General features: G+C 65.6%; 20 protein-coding genes. 11 read left to right on the top strand and 9 right to left on the bottom strand.

Annotated features, from left to right (window positions below):
• Nucleotides 1-16 precede the first annotated feature (16 nt).
• Together ahcY and NKF27_RS01370 are read left to right on the top strand one after the other, a co-directional pair.
• Entirely contained in the window at nt 17-1,444 is a 1,428-nt protein-coding gene (gene ahcY / locus NKF27_RS01365; RefSeq protein ID WP_253555042.1) for an adenosylhomocysteinase, read from the top strand.
• Between the two features lie 252 nt (nt 1,445-1,696).
• Nucleotides 1,697-2,500 carry a UDP-2,3-diacylglucosamine diphosphatase gene (locus tag NKF27_RS01370; protein WP_045992239.1) on the top strand — a complete coding sequence of 268 codons (804 nt, stop codon included), beginning with the start codon at nt 1,697-1,699 and terminating at the stop codon, nt 2,498-2,500.
• A gap of 63 nt (nt 2,501-2,563) precedes the next feature.
• On the opposite strand, the gene NKF27_RS01375 is transcribed toward NKF27_RS01370, so the two are convergent.
• Entirely contained in the window at nt 2,564-3,148 is a 585-nt protein-coding gene (locus NKF27_RS01375) for a TetR/AcrR family transcriptional regulator (RefSeq protein ID WP_045992238.1), read from the bottom strand.
• Between the two features lie 144 nt (nt 3,149-3,292).
• On the opposite strand from NKF27_RS01375, the gene NKF27_RS01380 reads away from it, so the two are divergent.
• Nucleotides 3,293-3,946, top strand: coding sequence for a glutathione S-transferase family protein (locus tag NKF27_RS01380; RefSeq protein ID WP_253555045.1), 654 nt, complete (start codon nt 3,293-3,295; stop codon nt 3,944-3,946).
• A 35-nt stretch (nt 3,947-3,981) separates the two neighbouring features.
• Here the strand turns inward: NKF27_RS01380 and NKF27_RS01385 are convergent, their stop codons facing one another.
• Nucleotides 3,982-4,911, bottom strand: a complete 930-nt coding sequence (locus NKF27_RS01385; RefSeq protein ID WP_108131759.1) for an AEC family transporter — start codon at nt 4,909-4,911, stop codon at nt 3,982-3,984.
• Between the two features lie 248 nt (nt 4,912-5,159).
• On the opposite strand from NKF27_RS01385, the gene metF reads away from it, so the two are divergent.
• Nucleotides 5,160-6,008 (top strand): methylenetetrahydrofolate reductase [NAD(P)H], encoded by an 849-nt coding sequence (gene metF, locus NKF27_RS01390; RefSeq protein ID WP_222516151.1) that lies wholly within the window; start codon nt 5,160-5,162, stop codon nt 6,006-6,008.
• A gap of 250 nt (nt 6,009-6,258) precedes the next feature.
• Here metF and NKF27_RS01395 read toward each other — a convergent pair whose 3' ends face one another.
• The 4 genes from NKF27_RS01395 to prlC all read right to left on the bottom strand — a co-directional run bounded on the left by NKF27_RS01395 (nt 6,259) and on the right by prlC (nt 12,146).
• Nucleotides 6,259-8,445, bottom strand: coding sequence for a TRAP transporter permease (locus NKF27_RS01395; protein WP_124805095.1), 2,187 nt, complete (start codon nt 8,443-8,445; stop codon nt 6,259-6,261).
• 73 nt (nt 8,446-8,518) lie between these two features.
• Nucleotides 8,519-9,511 (bottom strand): TAXI family TRAP transporter solute-binding subunit, encoded by a 993-nt coding sequence (locus tag NKF27_RS01400; RefSeq protein ID WP_045992233.1) that lies wholly within the window; start codon nt 9,509-9,511, stop codon nt 8,519-8,521.
• 277 nt (nt 9,512-9,788) lie between these two features.
• Nucleotides 9,789-10,037 (bottom strand): YheV family putative zinc ribbon protein, encoded by a 249-nt coding sequence (locus tag NKF27_RS01405; RefSeq protein ID WP_045992232.1) that lies wholly within the window; start codon nt 10,035-10,037, stop codon nt 9,789-9,791.
• 60 nt (nt 10,038-10,097) lie between these two features.
• Nucleotides 10,098-12,146 carry an oligopeptidase A gene (gene prlC / locus NKF27_RS01410; RefSeq protein WP_253555048.1) on the bottom strand — a complete coding sequence of 683 codons (2,049 nt, stop codon included), beginning with the start codon at nt 12,144-12,146 and terminating at the stop codon, nt 10,098-10,100.
• A 111-nt stretch (nt 12,147-12,257) separates the two neighbouring features.
• Here prlC and NKF27_RS01415 point away from each other — a divergent pair, with 111 nt between their 5' ends.
• The 3 genes from NKF27_RS01415 (at nt 12,258) to NKF27_RS01425 (ending at nt 15,063) form a co-directional block, all read left to right on the top strand.
• Nucleotides 12,258-13,598 carry a sodium-dependent transporter gene (locus tag NKF27_RS01415; protein ID WP_045992230.1) on the top strand — a complete coding sequence of 447 codons (1,341 nt, stop codon included), beginning with the start codon at nt 12,258-12,260 and terminating at the stop codon, nt 13,596-13,598.
• A 41-nt stretch (nt 13,599-13,639) separates the two neighbouring features.
• Nucleotides 13,640-14,227: a gamma carbonic anhydrase family protein gene (locus NKF27_RS01420; RefSeq protein ID WP_253555051.1), complete on the top strand. Its 588-nt coding sequence runs from the start codon at nt 13,640-13,642 to the stop codon at nt 14,225-14,227.
• Between the two features lie 152 nt (nt 14,228-14,379).
• Entirely contained in the window at nt 14,380-15,063 is a 684-nt protein-coding gene (locus NKF27_RS01425) for a metal-dependent hydrolase (RefSeq protein WP_045992228.1), read from the top strand.
• Here NKF27_RS01425 and NKF27_RS01430 read toward each other — a convergent pair.
• From NKF27_RS01430 to NKF27_RS01440, 3 genes are read right to left on the bottom strand one after another with little or no spacing between them, the layout of a single operon-like run.
• Nucleotides 15,027-16,415: a sigma-54 dependent transcriptional regulator gene (locus NKF27_RS01430; RefSeq protein ID WP_213227304.1), complete on the bottom strand. Its 1,389-nt coding sequence runs from the start codon at nt 16,413-16,415 to the stop codon at nt 15,027-15,029. The two genes, NKF27_RS01425 and NKF27_RS01430, sit on opposite strands and share 37 nt — an antisense overlap.
• A complete protein-coding gene (locus NKF27_RS01435; protein WP_213227303.1) occupies nt 16,412-18,307 on the bottom strand; it encodes an ATP-binding protein in 1,896 nt (631 codons plus the stop codon). Before NKF27_RS01435 ends, NKF27_RS01430 begins: the two co-directional genes overlap by 4 nt.
• 3 nt (nt 18,308-18,310) lie before the next feature.
• Nucleotides 18,311-19,087, bottom strand: coding sequence for a GntR family transcriptional regulator (locus NKF27_RS01440; RefSeq protein ID WP_045992225.1), 777 nt, complete (start codon nt 19,085-19,087; stop codon nt 18,311-18,313).
• 428 nt (nt 19,088-19,515) lie between these two features.
• Between NKF27_RS01440 and NKF27_RS01445 the strand changes: the two genes are divergently transcribed.
• The 4 genes from NKF27_RS01445 (at nt 19,516) to NKF27_RS01460 (ending at nt 24,556) form a co-directional block, all read left to right on the top strand.
• Nucleotides 19,516-20,271 carry a (Fe-S)-binding protein gene (locus NKF27_RS01445; protein ID WP_045992224.1) on the top strand — a complete coding sequence of 252 codons (756 nt, stop codon included), beginning with the start codon at nt 19,516-19,518 and terminating at the stop codon, nt 20,269-20,271.
• On the top strand, nt 20,268-21,698 hold the full coding sequence (locus tag NKF27_RS01450; RefSeq protein WP_253555052.1) for a LutB/LldF family L-lactate oxidation iron-sulfur protein: 1,431 nt from the start codon (nt 20,268-20,270) through the stop codon (nt 21,696-21,698). The genes NKF27_RS01445 and NKF27_RS01450 overlap by 4 nt, the downstream gene beginning before the upstream one ends.
• Nucleotides 21,695-22,351 (top strand): lactate utilization protein C, encoded by a 657-nt coding sequence (locus NKF27_RS01455; RefSeq protein WP_108449986.1) that lies wholly within the window; start codon nt 21,695-21,697, stop codon nt 22,349-22,351. The genes NKF27_RS01450 and NKF27_RS01455 overlap by 4 nt, the downstream gene beginning before the upstream one ends.
• A gap of 141 nt (nt 22,352-22,492) precedes the next feature.
• Nucleotides 22,493-24,556, top strand: coding sequence for a hypothetical protein (locus NKF27_RS01460; protein WP_253555054.1), 2,064 nt, complete (start codon nt 22,493-22,495; stop codon nt 24,554-24,556).
• Nucleotides 24,557-24,609 lie beyond the last annotated feature (53 nt).

The following is a 24,609-nucleotide window of genomic DNA, read 5'->3' on the forward strand; positions in this document are numbered from 1 at the left end:
CCAGCAGGAGGCGAGCATGACCCCGACCGAGGCTTCTCAAAGGGCGCAGTGGGCTCAGCGTCAGGATGACTACCGGGTCGCCAATATCGGCCTGGCCGACTGGGGGCGCCGCGAGATTCGAATCGCCGAAAGCGAGATGCCGGCCTTGATGTCCCTCAGGGCCCGGTACCGTGAGGTCCAGCCGCTCAAGGGCGCACGTATCGCCGGCTGTATCCACATGACGATTCAGACCGCGGTGCTGATCGAGACCCTGGTCGACCTTGGTGCGAGCGTACGCTGGTCGTCCTGCAATATCTTTTCCACCCAGGACCACGCCGCCGCCGCCATCGCCGCAGCAGGCATCCCGGTATTTGCCTGGAAGGGCGAGAGCGAGGACGAGTTCTGGTGGTGTATCGAGCAGACGGTGGATGGCGCCGACGGCTGGACCCCCAATCTGGTGCTGGATGATGGCGGTGACCTGACGCTGCTGTTGCATGAGCGCTTTCCCGACAAGCTTGACGTCATCCACGGCATCAGTGAAGAGACCACCACCGGTGTCCATCGACTGCTCGAGATGCTCAGGGCAGGCACCTTGAAAGTGCCGGCCATCAACGTCAACGACGCCGTCACCAAGTCGAAGAATGACAACAAGTATGGCTGCCGTCACAGTTTGAATGACGCCATCAAGCGCGGGCTCGATCACCTGCTGGCGGGCAAGCAGGCATTGGTGATGGGCTATGGGGACGTGGGCAAGGGGTCGGCGGCCTCGCTGCGCCAGGAGGGCATGATCGTGCGTGTCGCCGAGATCGACCCGATCTGTGCCATGCAGGCCTGCATGGATGGCTTCGAGGTGGTTTCTCCCTATCGCGGCGGTGTCAATCGTGGCGTCGACAGTCTCGATCTCGAACTGCTCGGCAAGACCGACCTGGTGGTGACCTGCACCGGCAATATCGGCGCCTGTGACGCCGCCATGCTGGGCGCTCTCAAGAATGGCGCGGTGGTCTGCAATATCGGCCACTTCGACAGCGAGATCGATACCGCCTACATGCGAAAGCAATGGCTCTGGGAGGAGGTCAAGCCCCAGGTGCACAAGATCTACCGTGACGCCGGGCCGGGGCAGACGTACGATCCCGACAGCCGCAATGTGATCTACCTGCTGGCCGAGGGGCGTCTGGTCAACCTGGGCAACGCCACCGGCCACCCCTCGCGGGTGATGGACGGCTCCTTCGCCAATCAGGTGCTGGCGCAGATGCACCTGTACGCCCGGCGTTTCGCCGAGCTGGGCCCCGACGAGCGCGACGGCATGATCGATGTCACGGTGCTGCCACGCCATCTCGACGAAGAGGTGGCACGCTACATGGTGGAGGGCTTTGGCGGCGTGATCACTCAGCTGACCGAGGCTCAGTCGGAGTACGTCGGAGTGCCGGTGGAGGGGCCATACAAGCCAGACCACTATCGTTACTGAGGCTTGGCCTATCAAGAGTGCCTGCGCTCGACCACGTTGACGCACCAGGTTCACTCCAGCCCCAGGCTTTCCGGAAAGGGGGCTGTGCCCTGCGTGCCTTGGTCAGGGCGGGGCAGGGCTGGGTAGTCAGCCTGGGGCGAGCGTGGGGAATAGCGGGGCAGGGGACGGCACCGGTCATCGTTTCGTCATGGTCGCGCCACGGCAGTGTCACCGGGACAGGACAGGCTGGGTGGGCGTCACAGGAGACTGCCCATGGCCACATCACTGACCGCTCGTACCCTGTTCATTTCCGATCTTCACCTCGGCACCCGGGATTGCCAGGCCGCCTTGCTGTCGCGGCTGCTGCGCCGCGTGCGCCCGGAGCGCCTGTATCTGGTAGGGGATGTGATCGACCTTATCGCCATGCACCGTCGGGCGTCACTGCCGGCGGAGCAGCAGCGTCTGGTGGGGCGACTGTTGCGCCTGGCCAAGGGCGGATGCGAGATCATCTACATCCCCGGCAACCACGACGCGGCCTTGCGTCAGCTGTGTGGCATCCGTATGCACCGGGTGCGCATCGAGCGCCGGGCGATCCACGAGACCGCCGATGGTCGCCGTCTGCTGGTCAGCCACGGCGACGAGTTCGATACCCATGTGCGCCTGGCCCCCTGGCTGATGGCGCTGGGTGATGGCATGCATCAGTTTGTGCTGTCGCTCAATCGCTGGTGCAACAAGGCGCGCAGCCTGCTGGGCCTGCCTTACTGGTCGCTGGCAGCGGCGGTCAAGGGGCGCATCGGCGCGGCCCAGCGCTATGTCGAACAGTTCGAGCAGGCGGCCATCCACCAGGCGGCCCGGGAAGGACTCGATGGCTACGTCGGCGGGCATATCCACAAGGCCGGATTTCGTGCCCAGGACGGCGTGCTCTACTGCAACGACGGTGACTGGGTGGAGCACTGTACGGCGCTGATCGAGCGCCCCGACGGCAGCCTGGCGCTGATCGACTGGGAAGGGCAGGTGATCGAGGCCGAGCCTTCGATGCCCCGCGCCTGCCCCGAGGGCGCCCTGGCGGGGGCCTGAGAGGCCTCCCCCTTCGCTCGTGTTGTATCCGTTCGCTTTACCGGCCTTGCTCGGTAGTTTTCTTCAGGCTTCCTGGCCGACAACGCCGCTCCGACTGACGGGTAGCGCATTGGCCTTTGCCAGTGTTCTGCCAGCCTCCAGTAATTCTTCCGCCAGCTGCGGGTCATTGACCGTACGCGCCATGGCCAGACTGCCGATCATTGCAATCGTCTGGCCGAGCGCGCGCTTTCGCGTGTCGGTGTCCATGTCAGAGGTGTCGACAAAGCGCGTCAGGAAGCCTTCCAGCAGGGCGGTATAGGTGGTGCGCACCTGCTCGTCGCGCTGTGCCACATCGCTGACCAGGCAGGCCAGTGGGCAGGTTGCCTCGTCCTTGGCGAGAGATTGGCTCAAGTAGGCCTCGATGCGGGCTTCTCGACTTTCGAGGTGATCGAGCGCGGTGGCCCCGCGCCTGGCAGCATGACGGATGGCATTGGCGTAGAGCGTCGACTTGCTGTCGAAGTGGGCGTAGAAGGCGCCCCGGGTCAGACCGGCGGCGGCCATCACCTCGTCAATACTGACGGCATCGTAGCCTTTTCGGGTAAAGCAGCGGGCAGCTGCGTCGAGGATGCGGGTGCGGGTCTCGTGCTTGCGTTCGCGGCTCCAGGGCATGGGCCGTCTCCGATGGCAGAATATGTTATTGAACATATGGTGTCAGCGGCCATGCTGCAAGACGAGCGAGCACGACTTGCGCACACGTCGGCGTATATATCGGTAGGCGCCGGCGGTTTTTCGTCTGGTAACCAGGAGGTTGGCATGGCAAGCGTACATATCGTGGGTCCCGCGTTCTCGAACTTCGTGCGCAGCGTGATGCTGGTGTGTCATGAGAAGGGCATTGAGCACAGTGTCGGGATGGAGGTCGAAGGACGTCGGGTCGAGCTGCATTCACCGGAGTTCAAGGCGCTCAATCCCTTCGACAAGATTCCCGTGCTGATTCACGGCGAACGGCGCCTGTACGAGAGCGTTGCCATCTGCCGCTACCTGGAGGGCGCCTTCGATGGGCCCGACCTGCTACCCAGGGGTGACTGGACGCGGGCTCAGGTGGATCAGTGGTGTGCTGCGCTGGCCACCCAGGCCGACCAGGCCATCGTGCGGCGCTACCTGCTGGAACTGGTCTTTCCCAAGGGGCCCAATGGCGAGGTGAGGGAAGACCGGGTTCGCGAGGCGGCCCCGGAGGTGGCACGGATACTGGCCATCCTGGAACACCAGTTGGCGGGGAGAGACTTTCTCGTCGGTGATGGCTTCACCCTGGCCGATGCCCTGGCGGCGCCGATGCTCGACTATCTGGAGGCCACGCCGCCCGCCTCCTCGCTGATGGAGGCGGCGCCAAATGTCCGAGCCTACGTGGAGCGTCTGAGATCGCGGCCTTCCGGCAAGGCGGTATTGGTAGCGCCCGTGTTTCCCCGCTAGTCACTCTCGGCGCTAGCGACTTTCGCCTTTCAGCTTCACTGCACCAGTCCAAGCATCCCGCTCAGGTACAGCGGGATCACCAGCGGCGCGGCCAGTGTAGTGATCAACACCGCCAGGGCGCCCTTCTCGGGCGCGATGCCGAGTTCCATGGCCACTACCACCACGTTGGCGGCCATGGGCACCACCCCGATCAACAGCAGCGCCAACGCCATGTCCTGTGACAGCCCGGTGGTGGCCTTGAGCAACAGGACGGCACCCAGCATCAGCAGTGGCCACAGGGCATAACGCACCGCCACGCAGGCGCCGATAAAGCGCCCATCCAGCGAGCGCACGGAAACACGACCCAGGGTCATGCCGATGATCATCATGCCGAGCAGGGTGTAGGTTGCCGGAAACACCGACATGGCATCGGTCACCGCCGCTGGCACCGTCATGCCGACTCCTTCCACCAGCAGCGCCGCCAGAAAGGCGTAGATCAGCGGCAGCCTGGCGATCTTGAGCAGGCTGTCACGCACCGTAAAGCGGCCGCGGGCGCTTAGATAGAAGCCGACGGTGAACTCGTAAAGGGTGACGCCGAGTGCACAGAACAGGTACAGGGTGACGCCGGAGGGGGGCAGCAACACCAGCGCCACCGGCAGACCAAAGTAGCCGGTGTTGCCGGTACCGGCAGAAAACGCCAGCACCGAGCCTTCCTCATCCCCCAGCCAGCGCTTGCCCAGCCGATTGATGAGCACGGCCACCAGGCTTGCGATCACGAACAGGGCAGCGGTCAGGGCGAGGTAGACCGGCGTCGGACCGCCCAGTACCAGCGCGCGGAAGAAGGTCAGCGGAGCGATCAGGTAGATCAGCAGGGTGGCGATGGGACGAGGGTCGACCTTGAGCCGCCTGGCGGACAGGACGCCGAGGGCGACGAAGGCGAGCAGGGTCCACAGGGGGCCCATCAGCGAGGTCGGGTCGACGGCCATGTTCATCATCCTTGGGTGCCAGGCCCCGTATCATGCCGTCTGGGCGCGCCGGTGTCAGCCCGGGCCGGCTGCCGAGGTCATTTTTTAGAACACATGGTTATGAGTCTCCCCTTTCTTATATGAAGAGAATTGAAGTTTACCCGCGAAACTTTCATTGGTCGGGGTGAGGCCGAGTCGTCACAATGGCACCCATCACCTTTACGGCCGCCGATTTGCGGTAGCCCGACACGCTTCACGAGGACCCCGAGATGAGCGCACAAGAGCACCCGCTGGGCATCAGCTTCGAATTCTTCCCCCCGAATACCGACGCCGGGCGGGAGAAGCTGATGCGCAACCGGGACCTCTTGGCCGAGCGCAACCCGCGGTTCTTTTCCGTCACCTACGGTGCCGGCGGTTCCACCCAGAATCGCACCCTTGCCACCGTCAATGCGGTGCGCGAGTGCGGCATCACCACCGCGCCGCACCTGTCCTGCGTCGGCAGCGAGAAGGCCCAGCTGCGCGAGCTGCTGACCGACTACAAGGCCCAGGGCATCAACAGCCTGGTGGCCCTGCGCGGTGACCTGCCTTCCGGCATGGGCGGCATCGGCGAGCTGCGCTACGCCAATGAGCTGGTGGAGTTCATCCGCGAGGAGACCGGCGATCACTTCGAGATTGCGGTGGCGGCCTACCCGGAGTCTCACCCCCAGGCGGCGAGCTTCGAGTCGGATCTGCAGAACTTTGCCCGCAAGATGAATGCCGGTGCCAATCTGGCGATCACCCAGTACTTCTTCACCGCCGACGCCTACTTCCACTTCGTCGAGCGGGCCCGCCAGCTTGGCGTGGAAGCACCGATCATCCCCGGCATCATGCCAATCACCAACTACTCCAAGCTGGCGCGCTTCTCCGACGCCTGCGGTGCTGAGATCCCGCGCTGGATTCGCAAGCAGCTCGAGGCGTACGGTGATGACAGCGCCGCCATCGCCGACTTCGGCGAAGAGGTGATCTCGCGCCTGGCCCAGCGCCTGCTCGACGGCGGCGCCCCGGGACTGCACTTCTACACCCTCAACCAGGCCGAGCCGACGCTGAAGATCGTCGACAACATCACCGGCCGCTCATGACACCAACAACAACGCTGGACGGGTCGCGCTAGCCAGTCGCGACCACAACAACAAGAACGTCGGCCCCGCCCTGTGCGGGGCCGACGTCGTTCTGGGGGAGGGTAGAGAAACGAAGAAGCCTGGCGGTTGGGCGCAGGCTAACGGCGGGCGGCCGTCGTCATGAGGGGAGTCCCAGGCACGAAAAAGCCCCGCCATGGGGCGGGGCCAGAGGGCGGGGCTCAAGGTGCGGGGTTATAAAGGGGGGCAGGGTTCAGCCTGCGGTGGCGCTGCGGGTGCCGCCGCCGCTGGCGCGCTGCATCACGAACAGGCCGATGGCGATGGCCAGCCCCGCCAGGTCGGTGACGATGCCGCCGTAGATCAGGCACAGGGCGCCGATCAGCATCACCAGCCGCTGCCAGGCCTTCACCGGTCCGAAGAACCAGGCCTGGACGGTGGCCGCCAGCAGCACGATGCCGATGGTGGCGGTGGTGCCGACCCGCAGGATCTGGGGCCAGTCGCCTTCCATCAGCATGGCCGGGCTGTAGAAGAACATGAACGGCACGATGAAGGCTGCCAGGCCGATCTTGAACGAGGCCACCGAGGTGCCCATGGCGTTGTCGCCGGAGATACCCGCCGCCGCGTAGGAGGCCAGCGCCACCGGCGGGGTGATCGCCGAGACCACCGCGAAGTAGAACACGAAGAAGTGCGCCACCAGCGGCTGGATGCCGATGTCGATCAGGCCTGGGGCGACCACCGAGGCGGCTACCGCGTAGGCGGCGGTGGTGGGCATGCCCATGCCCAAGAGGATCGAGATGCACATGGCGAAGAACAGCGCCAGCAGCTGGCTGACACCGGCCAGGCCCAGCAGCAGCGACGAGAAGCGCGCGCCGACGCCGGTCAGGGCGATGACGCCGACGATCAGGCCGGCACAGGCACATACCGCGATGATCTGGATCGACATGGTGCCAGCCAGGCTGAGGGCCCGCAGGATGGAGCGAATGCCCATCTTGTGGGGTGACAGCCAGCTCACCACAGCGGCGGAGGCGGTCGCCAGCGTGCCGGCGCGAATCACCGAGTAGCCCATGAACAGTGCTGTGATCAGGATGATGATCGGGGCGAACAGGTAGACCTGTTTGATCAGCTTGGAGAACTGCGGAATCTCTTCCTTGCGCATGCCGCGCATGCCCTTGCGGGCCGCCTCGAAGTCGACCATGAAGTAGACAGAGGCGAAGTACAGGATCGCCGGGATCAGCGCGGCCACCGCGATCTCGGTATAAGGAATACCGGTGATCTCGGCCATGATGAAGGCGCCGGCACCCATGATCGGCGGCATGATCTGGCCACCGGTGGAGGCGGCCGCCTCGATGGCGCCTGCGCTTCTGGCCGGATAGCCGACCTTCTTCATCAGCGGGATGGTGAGCGAGCCGGTGGACACTACGTTACCTGCGCTGGTGCCGTTGATCATGCCCATAAGGCCGGAGGCGAAGATCGAGACCTTGGCGGGGCCGCCACGGGCGCGACCGGCGCCGGCGAAGGCGAAGTTGACGAAGTAGTCACCGACCTTGGAGGCCTGCAGGAAGGCCGCGAAGATGATGAACAGGATGATATAGGTGGAGGACACCGCCGTGGTCGGGCCGAGGATGCCGGCGTCGGTGTAGACCTGGCTGAAGAAGCGCCCCAGCGACAGTCCCGGGTAGCCGAGGAAGCCTGGCAGCCAGGGGCCCATGAAGACGTAGGCCAGGAAGATGGCGGAGATCACCACCAGCGCCAGACCGGCGACGCGGCGGGTCAACTCGAGGATCAGCAGCGAGCCGGAGATGGCGGCCCAGCTGATGCCCATGGGCGCGAAGGAGGTGCCGGTGGAGGCGCGCAGCGGACTGTTGAAGACCACCAGCAGGTAGCCGGCCACGGCGGCGGCGCAGACCATCAACACGACGTCGGCCAACAGCAACTGGTGGCGGGCCTGACGGGGAAACCAGGAAAGCGCAATGGCACCGACGGTGGCCAGGATCAGCGGCGCGCCGTAGTGCCAGTTTTCGATGGCCGGCTCGATGCGCATGGCGCCGCCGGCCATGGTCTGCTGCATCAGCACCACCTGGATCAGGGCGTAGCCTGCGGGCAGCAGCAACGCCAGGGCGATCACGCTGGCCCAGCGCGGCGCACCGTCCTGGCCGTCCTCGACGAAGCGCGAGCCGGTGTAGAGGCCGAAGCCGAGGATCAGCGCGCCGGCGATATGGATGATGCGGAACGACCAGGTCTCGATGGGGTAGATATTGAGCGAGACCAGGTGAAAGACGGTGTAGGCCACGGCGAGTACGCCGAACAGCCACCACTTGCCGCCCTGGAAGACACGGCGATTGGGTTCGACGGCTTCGTCGTCGACGCCCGAGGCGACGATGGGTTCGACCGAAGCGTCGGTCGCATCCTCGTCGCGGGGAGAATCTGGGGTGTGGGTCATGGAGCGATACCTTGAGAAACGGACGACCGGCCGGGTGCCCGCCCGCGGACTGGCCGCGGGCGGGTGATCCTGATTACTGCTTGATCATGGACGGATCGATCTCGTAGCCGTTTTCCTCGTACCAGCGCGCGGCGCCGGGGTGGAACGGCAGCACGGTGTTGTACTGAATGTTCTCGGGAATGGTGGTCGCGGCACTGCGGTGCACGTCGAGCATCTTGTCGTTGTTTTCCATGGTCAGCTTGGTGACCTCGTAGACGAAGTCCTCGGGCAGATCGCAGCCGGCGATGGCGAAGTTCCACATGGACACCGCACGGGCGTCTTCCTCGAGGGTGGTGTAGGTGCTGGCCGGGATCTGGAAGGCCGAGACCGGGAACTTGTCGAGGACCTGCTGCTGCTCTTCCTCGGTGAATTCGACGATGTTGACGTCGGTCTGCACCTCGAGCTGGCTGACCGCGGGGATCGGAATGCCGGCGGCGAAGGCGATCACGTCGAGCAGGCCGTCCTGCAGCTGCCCGCCCAGGTCAGACCAGCCGCCGTTGCGGCGATCGAAGTTGACGCCCAGCTCTTCGAGGATGGCCGGGAAGTAGGTGTCGGAGGTGGAGGCTGCCGGGCCGAAGCCGATACGAGCGCCGTCGGGAATCTCGGAGATCGAGGTGATGCCGCTGTCGGACAGGGCGGTGATGGAGAACGGGGTCTCGTACATCGGGAACATGGCGCAGACGTTGTCCATCTTCACGCCGGGGGCCAGCGGGCTCTTGCCGTTCACCGCGTCGGAGGCGGGACCCATGGTGGTCAGGCCGAAGGCCACGTCGCCGCCGTGCACCAGCGCCAGGTTCTGGGTCGGGCCACCGGTGACTTCGCCGCCGCCGGATAGACCGAGCTGGTCGGCGACCAGGTTGGCCCAGCCGGAGCCGTAGACGAAGTAGGTGCCGCCCTGGCTCGCGGTGCCCACGGTGAAGCTTTCGGGCCAGTCTTCACGGTCTGCCTGGGCGGCAGCGGACACCAGCAGGGTGCCGGCGAAGGTGGTGGCGAGGACGCCGGTGAGGAGCCGGGTAGAGGTGCTCATGCAATGTCTCCCAATGCGATGGACGTTGTGGTTATCGTGCTGCGGTCTCAAGCCTAGACGCCAAGACCGAGCCTGACCGGACGTCGGTCAACGCAAGAGGTATCGCAAGGGGTGTGCCCGACCCAAGGATTTATCTGTAAATCAGTTGGTTATAAAAGTCGCTTTAGACATTGGTCGAAAATGTCGACAAGGCCTTTGTCCGAAGTTTCGCACGTTTGCCGAATTAGAGTGTGCGGATATCCGCACACCCTTGGGCGTAAAAGCGTCGCGCGCTGGATCAGTGGCGTTTGCCGGGGTCGAGAATGCGAACCGGCTGGATCTCTTCAGTGGCGGGGGCTTCGGAGTCCTGGTTGACCCGGGTGGCGAGCTCTTCGACCACGTCGTCCTCGATCGGTAGCTGTTCGAAGAAGTCGCAGCTGACGCACTCACGGTAGCGCACGCCGTTCTGCTCCCAGGCGCGGATACGGTCCATGGCGGCGCAGCGGGGGCAGACGACGCCGGCGATAAAGCGTTTCTTGACGGTCATGTCGGTCTCCACAAATGGCAACGCCCCCGCTGGCGGCGGGGGCGTCGACGAGACGGATGGTCAGGCGGCGCGGATGCCGCTGTGGCGCAGCAGCGGTTCGATGCTCGGCTCGCGGCCGCGGAAGGCCTTGAACAGTTCGGCGGCATCCCTGGCACCTCCTTGCTCGAGGATCTCGCGGCGGAAGCGAGTGCCGGTCTCGGCGTCGAAGGTGCCGGCCTCCTCGAAGGCACTCCAGGCGTCGGCGGACAGCACCTCGGCCCACTTGTAGCTGTAGTAGCCCGCCGCATAGCCGCCGGCGAAGATGTGGCCGAAGCTGTTCTGGAAGCGGTTGAATTCGACTCGCGGTACCACCGAGACCTTGGCGCGGACATCGTCCAGCAGCGACTGGATGTCGGCGGCAGACGGCGCGGCCGGCTCCAGGTGCAGGCGGAAGTCGAACAGCGACAGCTCGACCTGGCGCAGCATGCCCATGGCGGACTGGAAGTTCTTGGCCGCGGTGAGCTTGTCGAACAGCTCGTCGGGCAGCGGCTCGCCGGTGTCGACGTGGCCGGAGATCAGGTCCAGCCCTTCACGCTCCCAGCAGAAGTTCTCCATGAACTGGCTCGGCAGCTCCACCGCGTCCCAGGCCACCCCGTTGATGCCCGACACGTCGGCCACCTCCTGGCGGGTGAGCATATGGTGCAGGCCGTGGCCGAACTCGTGGAACAGGGTGGTGACCTCGTCGTGGGTCAACAGCGCCGGCTTGTCGCCCACCGGGCGGGTGAAGTTGCAGGTCAGGTAGGCCACCGGCAGCTGCAGCTCGACGCCGTGGCGGCGACGCACCCGGCACTCGTCCATCCAGGCGCCGCCGCGCTTGCCTTCACGGGCGTAGAGATCGAGATAGAAGCCAGCGATGGGCTGGCCGTTCTCGAGCACCCGGTAGAAGCTGACATCCTCGTGGTAGCTGGGGGCATCGGGGTCCTGCTCGACCTGCACGCCGTAGAGGCGCTCGACCACGCTGAACAGCCCGGCGACCGCCTTGGGCGCAGGGAAGTAGGGGCGCAGCTGCTCCTGGGAGATGGCGTAGCGGGCCTCGCGCAGTTTCTCGCTGGCGTAGCCCACATCCCAGGGGGCGAGTTCCTCGAGCCCCAGCTCGTCACGGGCAAAGGCCTCGAGCTCGCTGAATTCCTGTTGGCCCTGGGGCAGGGCCCGTCTGGCCAGGTCGTCGAGGAAGCCGATGACCTCGCTGGGGCTGTCGGCCATCTTGGTCGCCAGCGAGTAGTCGGCGTAGCTGGAGAAGCCCAGCAGCTCGGCCATCTCGCGGCGCAGCGCCAGGGTCTCTTCCATGATCGGGGCGTTGTCGTACTCGCCTGCGTTGGGGCCCTTCTCGGAGGCCCGGGTGACGAAGGCGGTGTAGACCTCACGGCGCAGTTCGCGGTCTTCGGCGTAGCTCAGCACCGGGAAGAAGCTGGGGAAGTCCAGGGTGATGCGATAGCCCTTGTTGCCCTTGGCCTCGGCGTTGGCCGCCAGGGTGTCCAGGGCGCTCTGGGGCAGGCCGGCCAGACGGCTGTCATCGTCGAGTTCCAGCGCCCAGGCCTGGGTCGCGTCAAGCAGCTGGTTGGAGAAGGTGCTCGACAGACTCGACAGGCGCGTGCGGATTTCCGCCGAGCGCTGTTTCTTGTCTGCCGGCAGGTCGACGCCGGCCAGGCGGAAGTCGCGCAGGGCGTTGTCCACCGAGCGCTGGCGAGCCTCGTCGAGCTCGGCGAAGGCCGGGCTGTCCTTGAGCGCCTGCCAGGCGCGGAACAGGCCTTCGTGCTGGCCGATCCAGGTGCTGTAGGCGGAGAGCTTCTCGAGGCAGCCGTCGTGGGCCTCGCGCAGCTCCGGTGTGCTCATGGTCGAGTTGAGGTGCGATACCGGCGACCAGGCCTGGGCCAGGCGATCGCTCATCTCTTCCAGCGGCGCCGCCAGGCTGTCCCAGCTGGGGGTGTCGCGCTCGGCTTCGGCCACCAGCTTCTCGACGCCTTCGCGCAGCTCCTCGAGCAGTGCTTCCACCGCAGGGGCGACGTGCTCCGAGCGAATTTCGCCGAAGGGCGGCAGGGTGTGGCGTTCTAGCAGCGGATTGCGGGACATGGGCACCTCTCGGGAATTCGACAATGGTTCAGTAAATGCGGGCGACTGCCGGCGGTTTCAATGTGCTAGTCTTGCGGCCTTCGTTTTTCTCGATCTGGACACCGAAAGACCATGAACCAAACGCTGGAACGCTGGAGTTCGCGCCGCGCCTTTATCCTGGCCGTGACCGGGGCCGCCGTCGGTCTTGGCAATATCTGGCGCTTCCCCTACATCACCGGGGAGAACGGGGGCGCCGCCTTCCTGCTGCTCTATGTAGGCTTCGTGGTGGTGCTGGGCCTGCCGGTGATGATGGCAGAGATCATGATCGGCCGGGCCGGTCGGCGCAGCCCGATGCAGTCGCTCGCTGAGCTTGCGCGTCAGCGCGGCACCTCGAGCCACTGGAAGTGGCTGGGGCTGTTCGGCGCCTTTACGGTGTTCTGTATCCTGTCGTTTTACTCGGTGGTGTCCGGCTGGTCCATCGACTTTATGGTCAAGGCCTTCAGCGGAGGCTTCGCTGGCCAGAGCGCGCCGCAGATCGGCGCAGGCTTCGACGCCTTCCTGGCTGACCCGCTGCGGATGACGCTCAACCATACGCTGTTTCTGGTGATGACCATGGTGGTGGTCGCCGCCGGCGTGGCCAAGGGCTTGGAGCGCCTCAATAACCTGCTGATGCCGGCGCTCTACCTGCTGCTGATCGTGCTGGCCGGCCACGCCGTGACCATGGACGGCTTCGGTCCGGCCATGGCCTGGCTGTTCACCCCGGATTTCTCGGCGCTGACGCCGATGGTGCTGGTGCACGCCATGGGACATGCCTTCTTCACCCTGGCGGTGGGGGCCTGCGCGCTGATGGCCTACGGCGCCTATATGCCCGACCACCAGAGCCTGCCTGGCGCCGCCGGCGCGGTGGCGGTGCTTGATGTGCTGGTGGCGCTGCTGGCCGGTATTGCGATCTTCTCGGTGGTGTTCACCCAGGGCATGGATCCGGGGGAGGGTCCAGGACTGGTATTCGTGACCCTGCCGGTGGCCTTCGCCGAGCTGCCCGGTGGTCCCTTCTGGCTGGGACTTTTCTTCCTGCTGCTGCTGCTGGCGACTTGGACTTCATCGATCAACCTGGCCGAACCGATGGTCTCGACCCTGGTGGGCTGGGGGCTGTCGCGGCGCATGGCCGCCCTGGCGGTGGGCCTGTGCGTATGGCTGGTGGGGCTGTTGTGCGTGCTGTCGTTCTCGAGTCTGAGCGACGTCCACCTGATCGGGGAGATGAACTTCTTCGGCGTGGTCAGCACCATTCCGCCGGAGATCTTCCTGCCGCTGGGCGGTCTGTTGATCGCCATCTTTGCCGCCTGGGTGATGCCTGAGCAGGAAGCGCTGCGGGCGCTGGATGCGGGGCCCAATGGCTTTCGCGTGTGGCGCGCCGTGGTACGCTGGGTGTCGATTCCGCTGGTACTGGTGGTGCTGTTCAGCGGTCTGCTGTAGTGCCGCGACCGACCGGCGCACAACCTTCAGGAGAGACAGCGATGGCAGACAGGGTGGCAACGGAAGCGCACGATGGTGCGCCGGGGTATCCGGTGATCCGTTCCTGGCAGGGTGTAAGCCCCAGGCTGGGCGCGCGGGTCTATATCGACCCCCAGTGCATGGTATTGGGTGACGTGGAGCTGGGCGACGACTGTTCGGTGTGGCCGATGGCGGTGATTCGCGGAGACATGCACCGGATTCGCATCGGCTCGCGCACCAGCGTGCAGGACGGCAGCGTGCTGCACATCACCCACGCCAGCGACTTCAATCAAGGCGGCTGGCCGCTGACCATCGGCGATGAAGTCACCATCGGCCACAAGGCGGTGCTGCATGGCTGCACCCTGGGCAACCGGATCCTGGTCGGCATGGGCGCCATCGTCATGGACGGGGCGGTGGTCGAGGACGAGGTGATCATCGCCGCCGGTGCGGTGGTGCCCCCCGGCAAGCGCCTGGAAAGCGGCCACGTCTACGCCGGCAACCCGGCCAAGGCGCTGCGCCCGCTGAAGGATTCTGAGCGCGCCTTCTTCCCCTACACCGCAGGCAACTACGTCAAGCTCAAGGATCAGTACCTGGTCTCGGCCCAGGGCTGACGACAGAGCCGCAGTGGTGAAGAACACGGATCTGCCCGCGCAGGTCCGTGTTTTTTTATCCAGTATGTTTCCAACCAATTGTTTCTATTGAACTGCCGGGCGATAATCTGGTCATTTATCCAGTATATGCCTTTTCGAGGAGTCCGCCCGGCATGGCCAACTTCCGCACCCACCTCAGCGTGGCCGCCGCCGGCGGCGCGGTGCTGGCCCATGGCGGCTGGCAGGCGGGGCTGTGGTCGGCGCTCGACAGCCTGCCGATGCTGGCGCTGACGACCCTGGGCGGCATCCTCCCCGATATCGACTCCGACAGCTCCAAGGCGATCCGGCTGATCTTCAATCTGATGGCGGTGCCGGCGGTGGTGGCTGGCGCGGTGATGCTGCAGGAGCGGTTCTCCGACGGCACCTTGCTGTTGGTGTGCGGCGCCATCTATCTGGCGGTGCGCTATGTGGCCGGCGCGATCTTTGCCCGCTTCACCGTCCACCGGGGGCTTTGGCACTCGCTTCTGGCCGCGGCCATGTGCGGCCTGGCGACCGCGGCGCTCAGCCACCATCTGTTCGCACCACCGGACGCCATGGCCTGGGCCCACGGCGGCGCCCTGACCTTTGGCTTCGCCATCCATCTGTTGCTCGATGAGCTCTACAGCGTGGATCTGAACGGGGCGCGACTGAAACGTTCTTTCGGTACCGCCTTCAAACCGTTTGACTGGGGCGATCCCGGCAACTCTCTGGCGATGCTGTGCGTGACCCTGAGTCTGGCGCCCTGGCTACCGTCCTGGGACGCGCTGCAGGGGCTGGTCGATCAGGGCGTGGCGCTGGTGTCGGGGCGCTGGCGATAGTCGTCGGGCTTGAGGGCGTGCTTCTTGAGCTTGTCGTAGAGGGTCTTGCGCGGGAGTCCCAGGTGCTCGCAGACCTCGTTGATACGGCCGTGGTGGCGGGCCAGCGACTGGCTGACCAGCTGTTTCTCGAACAGCTCCACCTGCTGGGGCAGCGGCAGCTCGCCACCGTCGCTGCCGACGCCTTCCATCAAGGCGTCGAGGCGGTAGTCGCAGGTGCTGCCGAGCAGCACGTAGCGCTCTGCCAGGTTGCGTAGTTCACGGGCGTTGCCGGGCCAGTCGTGGGCCAGCAGCGCGGTGACGCCGGCCGCGTCCAGCGGCGGCGCTTCCATGCCGCTGCGGCTGGCGGCCACCGCGGCGAAGTGGTGAAACAGCAGCGGGATGTCCTCGCGGCGCTCGCGCAGCGGCGGAATCATCAGGGTCACCACGTTGAGGCGGTAGTACAGGTCCTCGCGGAACTCGCCGGCCTCGGCGGCCGCTTTGAGGTCGATCTTGGTGGCGGCGATCACCCGAATGTCGAGTGTCACCGGGGTATTGCTGCCCAGGCGCTCGACCTGGCGCTCCTGCAGTACCCGCAGCAGCTTGACCTGCAGCGCCAGCGGCATGGATTCGATCTCGTCGAGGAAGACGGTGCCGCCGGCGGCATGCTCGAACTTGCCGATGCGCCGCTCCACCGCGCCGGTAAAGGCGCCTTTCTCGTGGCCGAACAGCTCGGATTCGATGGTGCTCTCGGGCACCGCGCCGCAGTTGATGGCGACGAAGGGCTTGCCGCCGCGGGCGCTGCGCTCGTGGATCGCGCGGGCCACCAGGTCCTTGCCGGCGCCGGTCTCGCCGAACAGCAGCACGTCGGCCTCGACCTGGCTGATGCGCTGGACCATCGACGACAGCCGCTTGATCGCCGGGGTGCGCCCTACCAGACGTGGGCCTGGCGCGGTCTGCTGGGCCTCGAGCTCGGCCTTGAGGAAGCGGTTTTCCAGGCTCAGTCGACGCTTCTCCACGCCTCGCCGCACGACCTCGCCCAGGCGTTCACCGGGAAACGGCTTCTCGAGAAAGTCCCAGGCGCCTTCCCGCATGGCCTCCACCGCTGTGGATACATCGCCATGACCGGTAATCAGTACCACCGGCAGGTCCGGGTCGCGCTGACGAATCTCTCTGAGCAGGCTCATGCCGTCCATGCCGGGCATGCGGATATCGCTGATCACCACCCCGCTGAAGTCCCGGTCCAGGGTGGCCAAGGCCTGTTCGGCGCTGGGAAAGGGCAGCGGTCGATAGCCTGCCAGTTCCAGCGTCTGGCCCAGGGTGACCCTCAGGTGCTCTTCGTCGTCGATGATCATCACGGGGGCTTCGTCGGTCATGTGGCGTGGCTCTCATCGTGGGGCGGGAGGACGTGCTCGGCCTGGGGCAGCTCGATGGTAAAGCGTGCTCCGCCCAGAGGCGAGACACCGGCCTGCAGGCGGCCGCCGAGATCATCGATGATCCGTGCGGAGATGGACAGCCCGAGCCCCAGTCCGGCGCCGGGGGCCTTGGTGGTGTAGAAGGGCTCGAACACCTGGCGGCGCTGGTCCTCGGGGACGCCGGGGCCGTTGTCGTCGACCCACAGCCTGACGCGGCCATCGGCGGCGGCCACGCCCAGTATCAGGCGTGGCGACGGCGTCTGTGCCATGGCCTGGAGCGCATTGCCGATCAGGTTGACCAGCACCTGCTCGAGTCTGACCAGGTCGGCCAGTACCCAGGGCGCTTCCTCCGGGGTGTCGAACACCACCTCGACCTGTTGCTCGCCGAGGCGTGCCTTGAACAGGCGCAGGGCGTAGTCGAGGCAGGCGCGGGTCGACACCGGGCTTGGCGGCTCACCGCTCTTGCGCGAGAACTGGCGTAGCTGGGCGCTGATCTCGGCCATGCGGCCGGTGAGTTCGATGATCTCGCCGAGGTTGGCGTCGACGGTGTCGTGGCGCTGTCGGGCGAGAAAGCCCCGGGCGTTCTCGGCGTAGGCGCGGATGGCCGCCAGTGGCTGATTGAGCTCGTGGTTGATGCCGGCGGCGAGCTGGCCGAGCACCGCCAGCTTGGCGGCCTGGGTCAGCTCGTCACGGGTCTGGCGCAGAGTCGCCTCGGTGCGCCGGCGCTCCTCGATTTCGTCGGATAGCCGGCGATTGGTGGCGAGCAGGTCGCGGGTCCGGCTGGCCACGTTGCGCTCGAGTTCGTCGCGGGCTTGCGCCAGGGTGGTGCGCTCACGCTCGGCGAAGGCTTCGCGCTCCCGGCGCAGTCGGTGGCGCTGCCAGCCGATGCCGCCGGCCAGTGCCAGCAGGCTGTATAGACCACCCCCCATCAGCATCGCCTGCCACTGGGCCTCGATCACCGGGGCCATGGGCTTGAGGATATGCATCTGCCAGCCCAGGGTGGGAAAGTCCCGAGTGACGCCAAGGTAGTGCCCGGACGCCAACGGGCCGCTGTCGAAGCCCACCAGTCTGGCGTCGTTGGCGAGGTGATCGAGGACCTCGAGGCCGCTCGGTTTCAGCGCTTCATCGGCGTAACGCCGCGAGTCGCGCAGCTCGGCCAGGCGCGGTGGCGCCAGCGGGGTGAGAGAGGTCAGGCGCAGCTCGGGTTGGCTGGCCATGAACACGATACCGTTCTGATCCACCACCAGCAGGCTGGTCCCCGGACTCTGCCAGCTCGCCTCCAGCGTATCGACGCGGACCTTGACCACCATCACCCCGGCCGGGGTGGCGTCGGGATTGACCTCGTCGAGCCAGACCGGTGCCGAGAAGTAGTAGCCGCGATCCATCGATACCACGCCGAGGCCGTGGAAGCGGCCGTAGTGCCCGGCGATGGCGTCCTGGTAGTAGGGGCGAAAACGATAGTTCTGGCCGATGAAGTTGTCGGGGCGGTGCCAGTTGCTGGCCGCCAGGGTGGTGCCCTCGGCGTCGAGCAGGTAGATGTCGGAGACGCCGGTGGTACTCCGGAAACGGTTGAGCAGTCGGTTGAGCGGCATCACGTCCTGGCCGTCCGGGGCGCTCAGGTATCGCTTGACGGTTTCCCGGGTGGCAAGCAGTTCCGGCAGGTATTCGTGGCGTGACAGGTAACCGGTCAGGCCAGTGGCGGAAAGCCTGAGTTCGGTATCGGCATCACGCTTGAGCGAGGCCAGCGCCTGCTCACGGGCCAGGGTGGCGCTCTGCCACAGCACCAGGGCGAGCCCCAGCGCCAGCGCCAGCGCCAGGGTGCGGCGATTCAGCCAGCGTGACCAGCGTCGCATCGACTAGCGCGACCGACGCGGCGGCATGACCTGGGCACGCCGCAGCGCTCGCTGCGAGCGGGTCTCGGCGCGCTCCATCTCGAGCAGACCCTCTTCGACGTAGACCAGGTGTTCGTGGGCCAGCGCCTGGGCGTCTTCGGCGCGCCCCTCGAGGATGGCGTCGAGCAGTGCCCGGTGCTGCTGCATCAGGCGGGGGCGTGCCTCCGGCTTCTCGAACAGATGGGCGAGATTGTCGACGATGCTGCGTTCCAGCAGGTGGAAGATGCCGCGAATGGTGTGCAGCAGAAGGACGTTGTGGGCGGACTCGGCGATCGCCAGGTGGAAGGCGGCGTCGGCCTTGGCCTCACCCTGGGGGTCCTCGCCGAGAAAGGACGTCTCGAGCTCTTCGAAGCGCTGAATCAACAGCGCCCTGTCGGTGGGTGTCGAGCGCAGCGCCGCATAGTAGGCTGACAGGCCTTCCATGGCGTCACGGAATTCGAGCAGGTCCAGGTGGAACTCGCCGTGGCGAGACAGCATCTCCAGCAGCGGGTCGCTGTAGCCGCTGTTGAGGGCCTCGGTGATATAGGTGCCACCGCCCTGGCGGCTGACCAGCAGGCCGCGGGCGGCCAGTTTCTGGATCGCTTCGCGCAACGACGGGCGCGAGACACCGAAGCGCTCGGCCAGTTCGCGTTCGGGGGGCAGGCGCTGGCCGGGGGTCAGGCTGCCTTCCAGAATCAGCGCCTCGAGGCGCTCGGTGATCACATCGGCCAGGCGAGGCTGGCGCACGGGCTGGTAGGCCATGGCGGTTTATCATCGACGTGGGAACGAGGCCGCCAGTGTAACGACAACTAATTGGTATTACCAATAAACGGGGTTGTCCTGTTGCCTGTCCTGATCCTCGTTCTTCCCAGATTATCAACCTGTTACGTTCACGGTCGTCGAGACATAGACCAAAGTATAGCGCAAAGTCCGAGCAAAAATCGGCGTCTGGTTTGACACTCTGGAAGAGCGAACCTACTGTGCCTAGGTTCGGCGTTGTCAATTGGTTTTACCAATTTACTCCAACTCTATCCCTGGCGGTCGTTGGCAAGACCGATGATGCTCCGGGGGCATCGGTTCCGGCGGTGCAGACGAGGCGTGCAGCGGTAGCCTGCTCGCCTCTGTTGTGCCGCTATTGATACCGGGAATAACGACAACGTCCTGCCGTGCCTGACCCTGAGGACCCCGCGATGACCGCCGTCAAGCTTTATCCCCCTCGCCCCGACAAGGTCTACCTGTTCGGAACCTGTCTGATCGACATGCTCTATCCCGAGGCTGGCCTCGATGCCGTTCGGCTGCTCGAGCGGGAAGGTATCGAGGTGATCTTCCCCGACGACCAGACCTGCTGCGGCCAGCCTGCCTACACCTCGGGCTATCACACCGAGGCCAGGGCGGTGGCCAGGGCCCAGCTCGATCTGTTCCCCGAGCCCTGGCCGATCATCGTGCCGTCCGGCTCCTGTGGCGGCATGATGCGTACCCACTATCCCTCGCTGTTTGCCGGCACCCCCGAGGAGGCAAGGGCCAGGGAAGTCGCCGATCGGGTGTTCGAACTGACCGAATTCCTGGTGCACGTCTGCCACCTGACGCTTGAGGATCGAGGCGCGCCGGAGAAGGTTGCCATGCATACCTCGTGCAGCGCCCGTCGCGAAATGGGCCTCGCCGAGACAGGCCCCGCGCTGCTGGCCAAGCTCGGCCAGGTCGAGCTGGTGGAGCAGGAGCGGGCCAGCGAATGCTGTGGATTCGGCGGGACCTTTGCGGTGCGCCATCCGGAGGTGTCCGGTGCCATGGTCGAAGACAAGAGTCGTGCCATCGAAGCCGCCGGCGCCGAGCGTTTCGTGACCTCCGACTGTGGCTGTCTGATGAACATCGCCGGGCGTCTGGCCCACCGCGACAGCACGCTCGAAGGCGAGCACATCGCTTCCTATCTGTGGCGGAGGACCTCATGAGCCAGCCTGTTCAGACCTTTACTCCCGAGGCGTTCCATCGCCAGGCCCACGAGGCGCTGGAGAATCCGCAGATCCGTGCCAACTTCCGCAAGGCGATGGACGGCCTGATGGGCAAGCGTCGCAAGGCCTTCGACGACTGGGACCTGGAGACCCTGCGTGAGCTGGGGGCCAATATCCGGCTACGTGCACTGTCGAAGCTGCCCGACCTGCTGGAGCAGCTCGAGGCCAACTGCGAGGCCAATGGCATCCGCGTTCACTGGGCGGAGAACGGCGAGCAGGCCTGCGAGCTGATCACCGAGATCTGTCAGCGTCATGGTGCGTCCTCGGTGATCAAGGGCAAGTCCATGGTGTCCGAGGAAATGCACCTGAACGCCCACCTGGAGAAGGCTGGCATCGATGCCCTGGAGTCGGATCTGGGCGAGTACCTGGTGCAGCTCAACGAGCAGACGCCGTCTCATATCATCATGCCGGCGATTCACCTCAATACTGGCGAAATCTCCGACATCATGCACGAGCGCACCGGGACCGAGCGCACCACCGACGTGGACGCGATGACCGCAGCGGCCAGGGCCCAGCTGCGCGAGCGTTTCATGACGGCGGATGTCGGGGTGTCCGGGGTCAATTTCGCGGTGGCCGAGACCGGTACTCTGTGCCTGGTGGAGAACGAGGGCAACGGGCGCCTGACCACCACCGCGCCGCCGGTGCACATCGCCGTGACCGGCATCGAGAAGGTGGTCGAGCACCTGGCCGACGTGCCGCCGCTCTACGCCCTGCTGACGCGCTCTGCCACCGGCCAGCACGTGACCACCTACTTCAACATGATCAGCTCGCCACGCAAGGCCGACGAACACGACGGTCCCGAAGAGGTGCATCTGGTGCTGGTCGACAGCGGTCGCTCGCGGGTCTACCAGGACGATGAACTGCTCGACACCCTGCGCTGCATCCGTTGCGGCGCTTGCATGAACCACTGCCCGGTGTACACCCGGGTCGGCGGTCACACCTACGGCACCACCTACCCGGGGCCGATCGGCGCCATCCTGATGCCGCACCTGATGGGGCTTGAAGCGACCAAGGATCTACCGTCGGCGTCGAGCCTGTGCGGCGCCTGCGGTGAGGTGTGCCCGGTCAAGATCCCGATTCCGGACCTGCTGGTGCGTCTGCGGCGTGAGGCCGTGGGCGACGGCGTCGGCAATGTGCCCGGTGCCGGGGTCAAGCGCTCGCGCAAGGAGGTCGCCGCATGGAAGAGCTGGCAGTGGCTGGCTACCCATCCCGGAGCCTGGCGAGGCGCTACCCTGGTCGCCGGCAGCTTCCGTGCGCTGGCGCCGTCCCACCTGGGGCCCTGGACGCAGTACCGCAGCGCCCCGAAGCCGGCCAAGACGTCACTTCACACGCTGATCAAGCGTCATCGCAAGGAGAAGGGCGAATGAGTGCCAGAGACAACATTCTGGGTCGCCTGCGCGATCGCCAGGGCGGACCGCTGTCGGCCCCCGACAGCGACTTCGGCGTGGTCACCGGGCGCCAGTGGTCGCGCCACGAACGACTCGAGCGCTTCGAGCACTGGATCTCCTCGGTGCATGGCGAGGTGATTCACTGTGACTCTGCCGGCTGGACCGAGACCCTCGCCAGGGTGCTGGCGGACAAAGGCGTCAAGCGCCTGGCGCTGGGCCGGGAGCATCCGGTAGCGCAGCAGGCCCGTGAGGCCCTGGCGGATCATGAGGTCGAGCTGGTCGACGCCGACCGTGACATCGAGGGCTGGAAGCGTGAGCTGTTCGACGGCGTCGAGGCTGGCCTTACGTCCACCCGTGGCGCCATCGCCGAGACCGGCAGTCTGTGGCTGTGGCCGACCCCGGATGAACCGCGTCTGCTGAGCCTGGTGCCGCCTTTGCATATCGCCGTGCTCGATGCCGACAGCGTCGAAGACACCTTCTTCGATGTCGTCACCGGGCAAGGCTGGGCGAGCGCCATGCCGACCAATGCGCTGCTGATCTCGGGGCCGAGCAAGACCTCGGATATCGAGCAGACGCTGGCTTACGGCGTACACGGTCCAAGAGAACTGGTGGTCATCCTGCGCGACGCCTGATTCACCGTGCTCGCGTGCGACACCTGCGACATCGGAGTGGTTTGCGTCCTGACGCGCGTCATGCAAGTTGGCTATAGTGTGCGTTCCCGACGATGTTCTGTTGTCGGCGCAGGAAGCGAAATTCAACTGATGGAGGCAGGCATGTCCAAGCAGCAGTGTCCGGGGTCGAAACGCCCACTTTGCAAGGCCATTTCCCCTTTGCTGGTGATCAGCGGGGTGTCCATGGCGGTCTTGCTGAGCGGATGCCAGGACGACGGCGGTAGCCAGGGCGGGCGGTTTGTCGAGGCGCCGGATGTTGCGCTGGGCGAAGCGATTGAGGGCGAACTGACCTCGCAAAGCGGGATCAACCTCAAGGATGGCTCGCGCCACGACCGTCGCTGGGTCTGCGGCGAGGCCGAATCTGGTGTGCTGTACCGGCTCGATTCACCCTTTGCCGCCAGCCTCTCGGTGTATTCCGAAGACGGCAAGTGGCAGGGAGGTGCGAGCAGCATCCAGGAGGCGCCGGCATCGCTGTTGCTGTCTTCCGCCGAGGGGTGCTCGCTGGTGGTCGTCAGCAGCGACGACATGGCAGGCTTTGGCCCCTACTCGCTGAAGCCGACTGAGGCCCAGGCGTCCGAGACGCTGGGCGACGATCAGGACGTCGTCGGGGCGCTGGGAGGCGAGGCGGCGAGCTACAGCTTCTCGCTGGAGCAGGCTCGCCAGGTCTCTCTGGTGCTTGCCGGGGCGTCTGACGCATCGCTGGTGCTCAGTGGCAATGGTGTCGAGCATAAGGCCGCGCGCTGCGGTGATGACCAGCAGACCCTGAAGGCGTTCCTCGATCCTGGTGACTATGAGGTGCGTGTGACGCCTGGTCAGCCGGTCAAGGAACGCGTGGACGTGGAATGCCAGGATGACTTCGTCAGCGTCGGTGACGGCTATCGTCTGTCGATGCAGCAAGCCGATCTTTCCAGCGGCGAGCGTAATGCCGGACCGCTGCGCGCCGGTGACAGCATCACCGGTACCCTGGCCGACGCCTCCTCCAGCAACACCTACAGCCTCAAGATCGACGAGCCCACCAGCGTCAATCTGGCGCTCGCCTCCAGCGATTTCGACACCGTGCTGCGGGTACGCGGCGGCCAGACCAATATCGAGGTCGATGATTCGGGCAGCGGTACCGACTCTCATCTCGACAGCGTACTGATGCCGGGCGACTACCGGGTGGTGGTCAGCGGCTACGGGGGCGAGTCCGGCGGCTATTCGCTGGAGCTTTCGACCTCGCCCTTCGACGGCGAATTGAAGAACGAAGGGGCCATCGAGCCAGGTGAGTCTGTGCAGGGCATGGCCGGCGGGTTTCAACCCAATGCCTACACCCTGGACATCGAGCAGCCTTCCGAGGTGACGATTGCACTGTCGTCCTCTGCCTTCGACACCCAGCTCTATCTCGAGGGCAACGGTGTGTCGCTCAGCGACGATGACGGCGGCGGTGGTACCAATTCGCGGCTGAGCGAGGTGCTCGAGCCCGGCAGCTATCGCATCGAGGTGGCAAGCTACTCGGGGGTCGCTTCCGGCATGTTCCGGCTGGAGACCGACGTCACTGCCTTCGATGGCGAAATGCGCAACAGCGGTGAGCTGCAGCAGGGAGAGACGGTGCGCGGCATGGTGGGGGCCAGCGGTGTCAATCAATACAGTTTCACCCTGGAAGACGCCGCAGAGGTGACCCTGGAGATGAACTCCAGCGCCTTCGACGCCATGCTTGGCCTGCGCGGCGAAGGAATCGACACCAGCGATGACGATGGTGGCTCGGGTACCAATTCGCGTATCAGCGCGATCCTCGAGGCTGGTACCTACAGTGTCGATGCGCGAAGCTTCAGTGGCTCCGGCACCTACTCGCTGAGCCTGTCGCAGACGCCCTTCAGCGGCGAACTGCGCTCCGAGGGTGAAATTCACACCGGCGAGACCCTCTACGGTCAGCTCGATGCCAGCGGCAGGCTCAACTACCAGCTGGTGGTTGAAGAGGCTGGCGTCATCAGCATCGAGACTCAGTCTGACGCCGTGGATACGCTGTTGGAGCTCGAGGGTGAGGGCGTCTTCTTCCAGGACGACGACGGTGGCAGTACCCAACTCGGCTCGCTGATCGAAACCCGTCTGGAGCCAGGTGTCTATGACGTTACCGTCAGCGGCTATGGCGGGGGCGGCGGCATCGTCCAGATCGACGTCAGGGGCTAACCCCTAGCGCCAAACGCCACTCTTCGGAGTGGCGTTTTAGTATCTGAACGGCT

The organism is Halomonas sp. DN3 (assembly GCF_024137905.1).
Taxonomy (GTDB): domain Bacteria; phylum Pseudomonadota; class Gammaproteobacteria; order Pseudomonadales; family Halomonadaceae; genus Halomonas; species Halomonas litopenaei.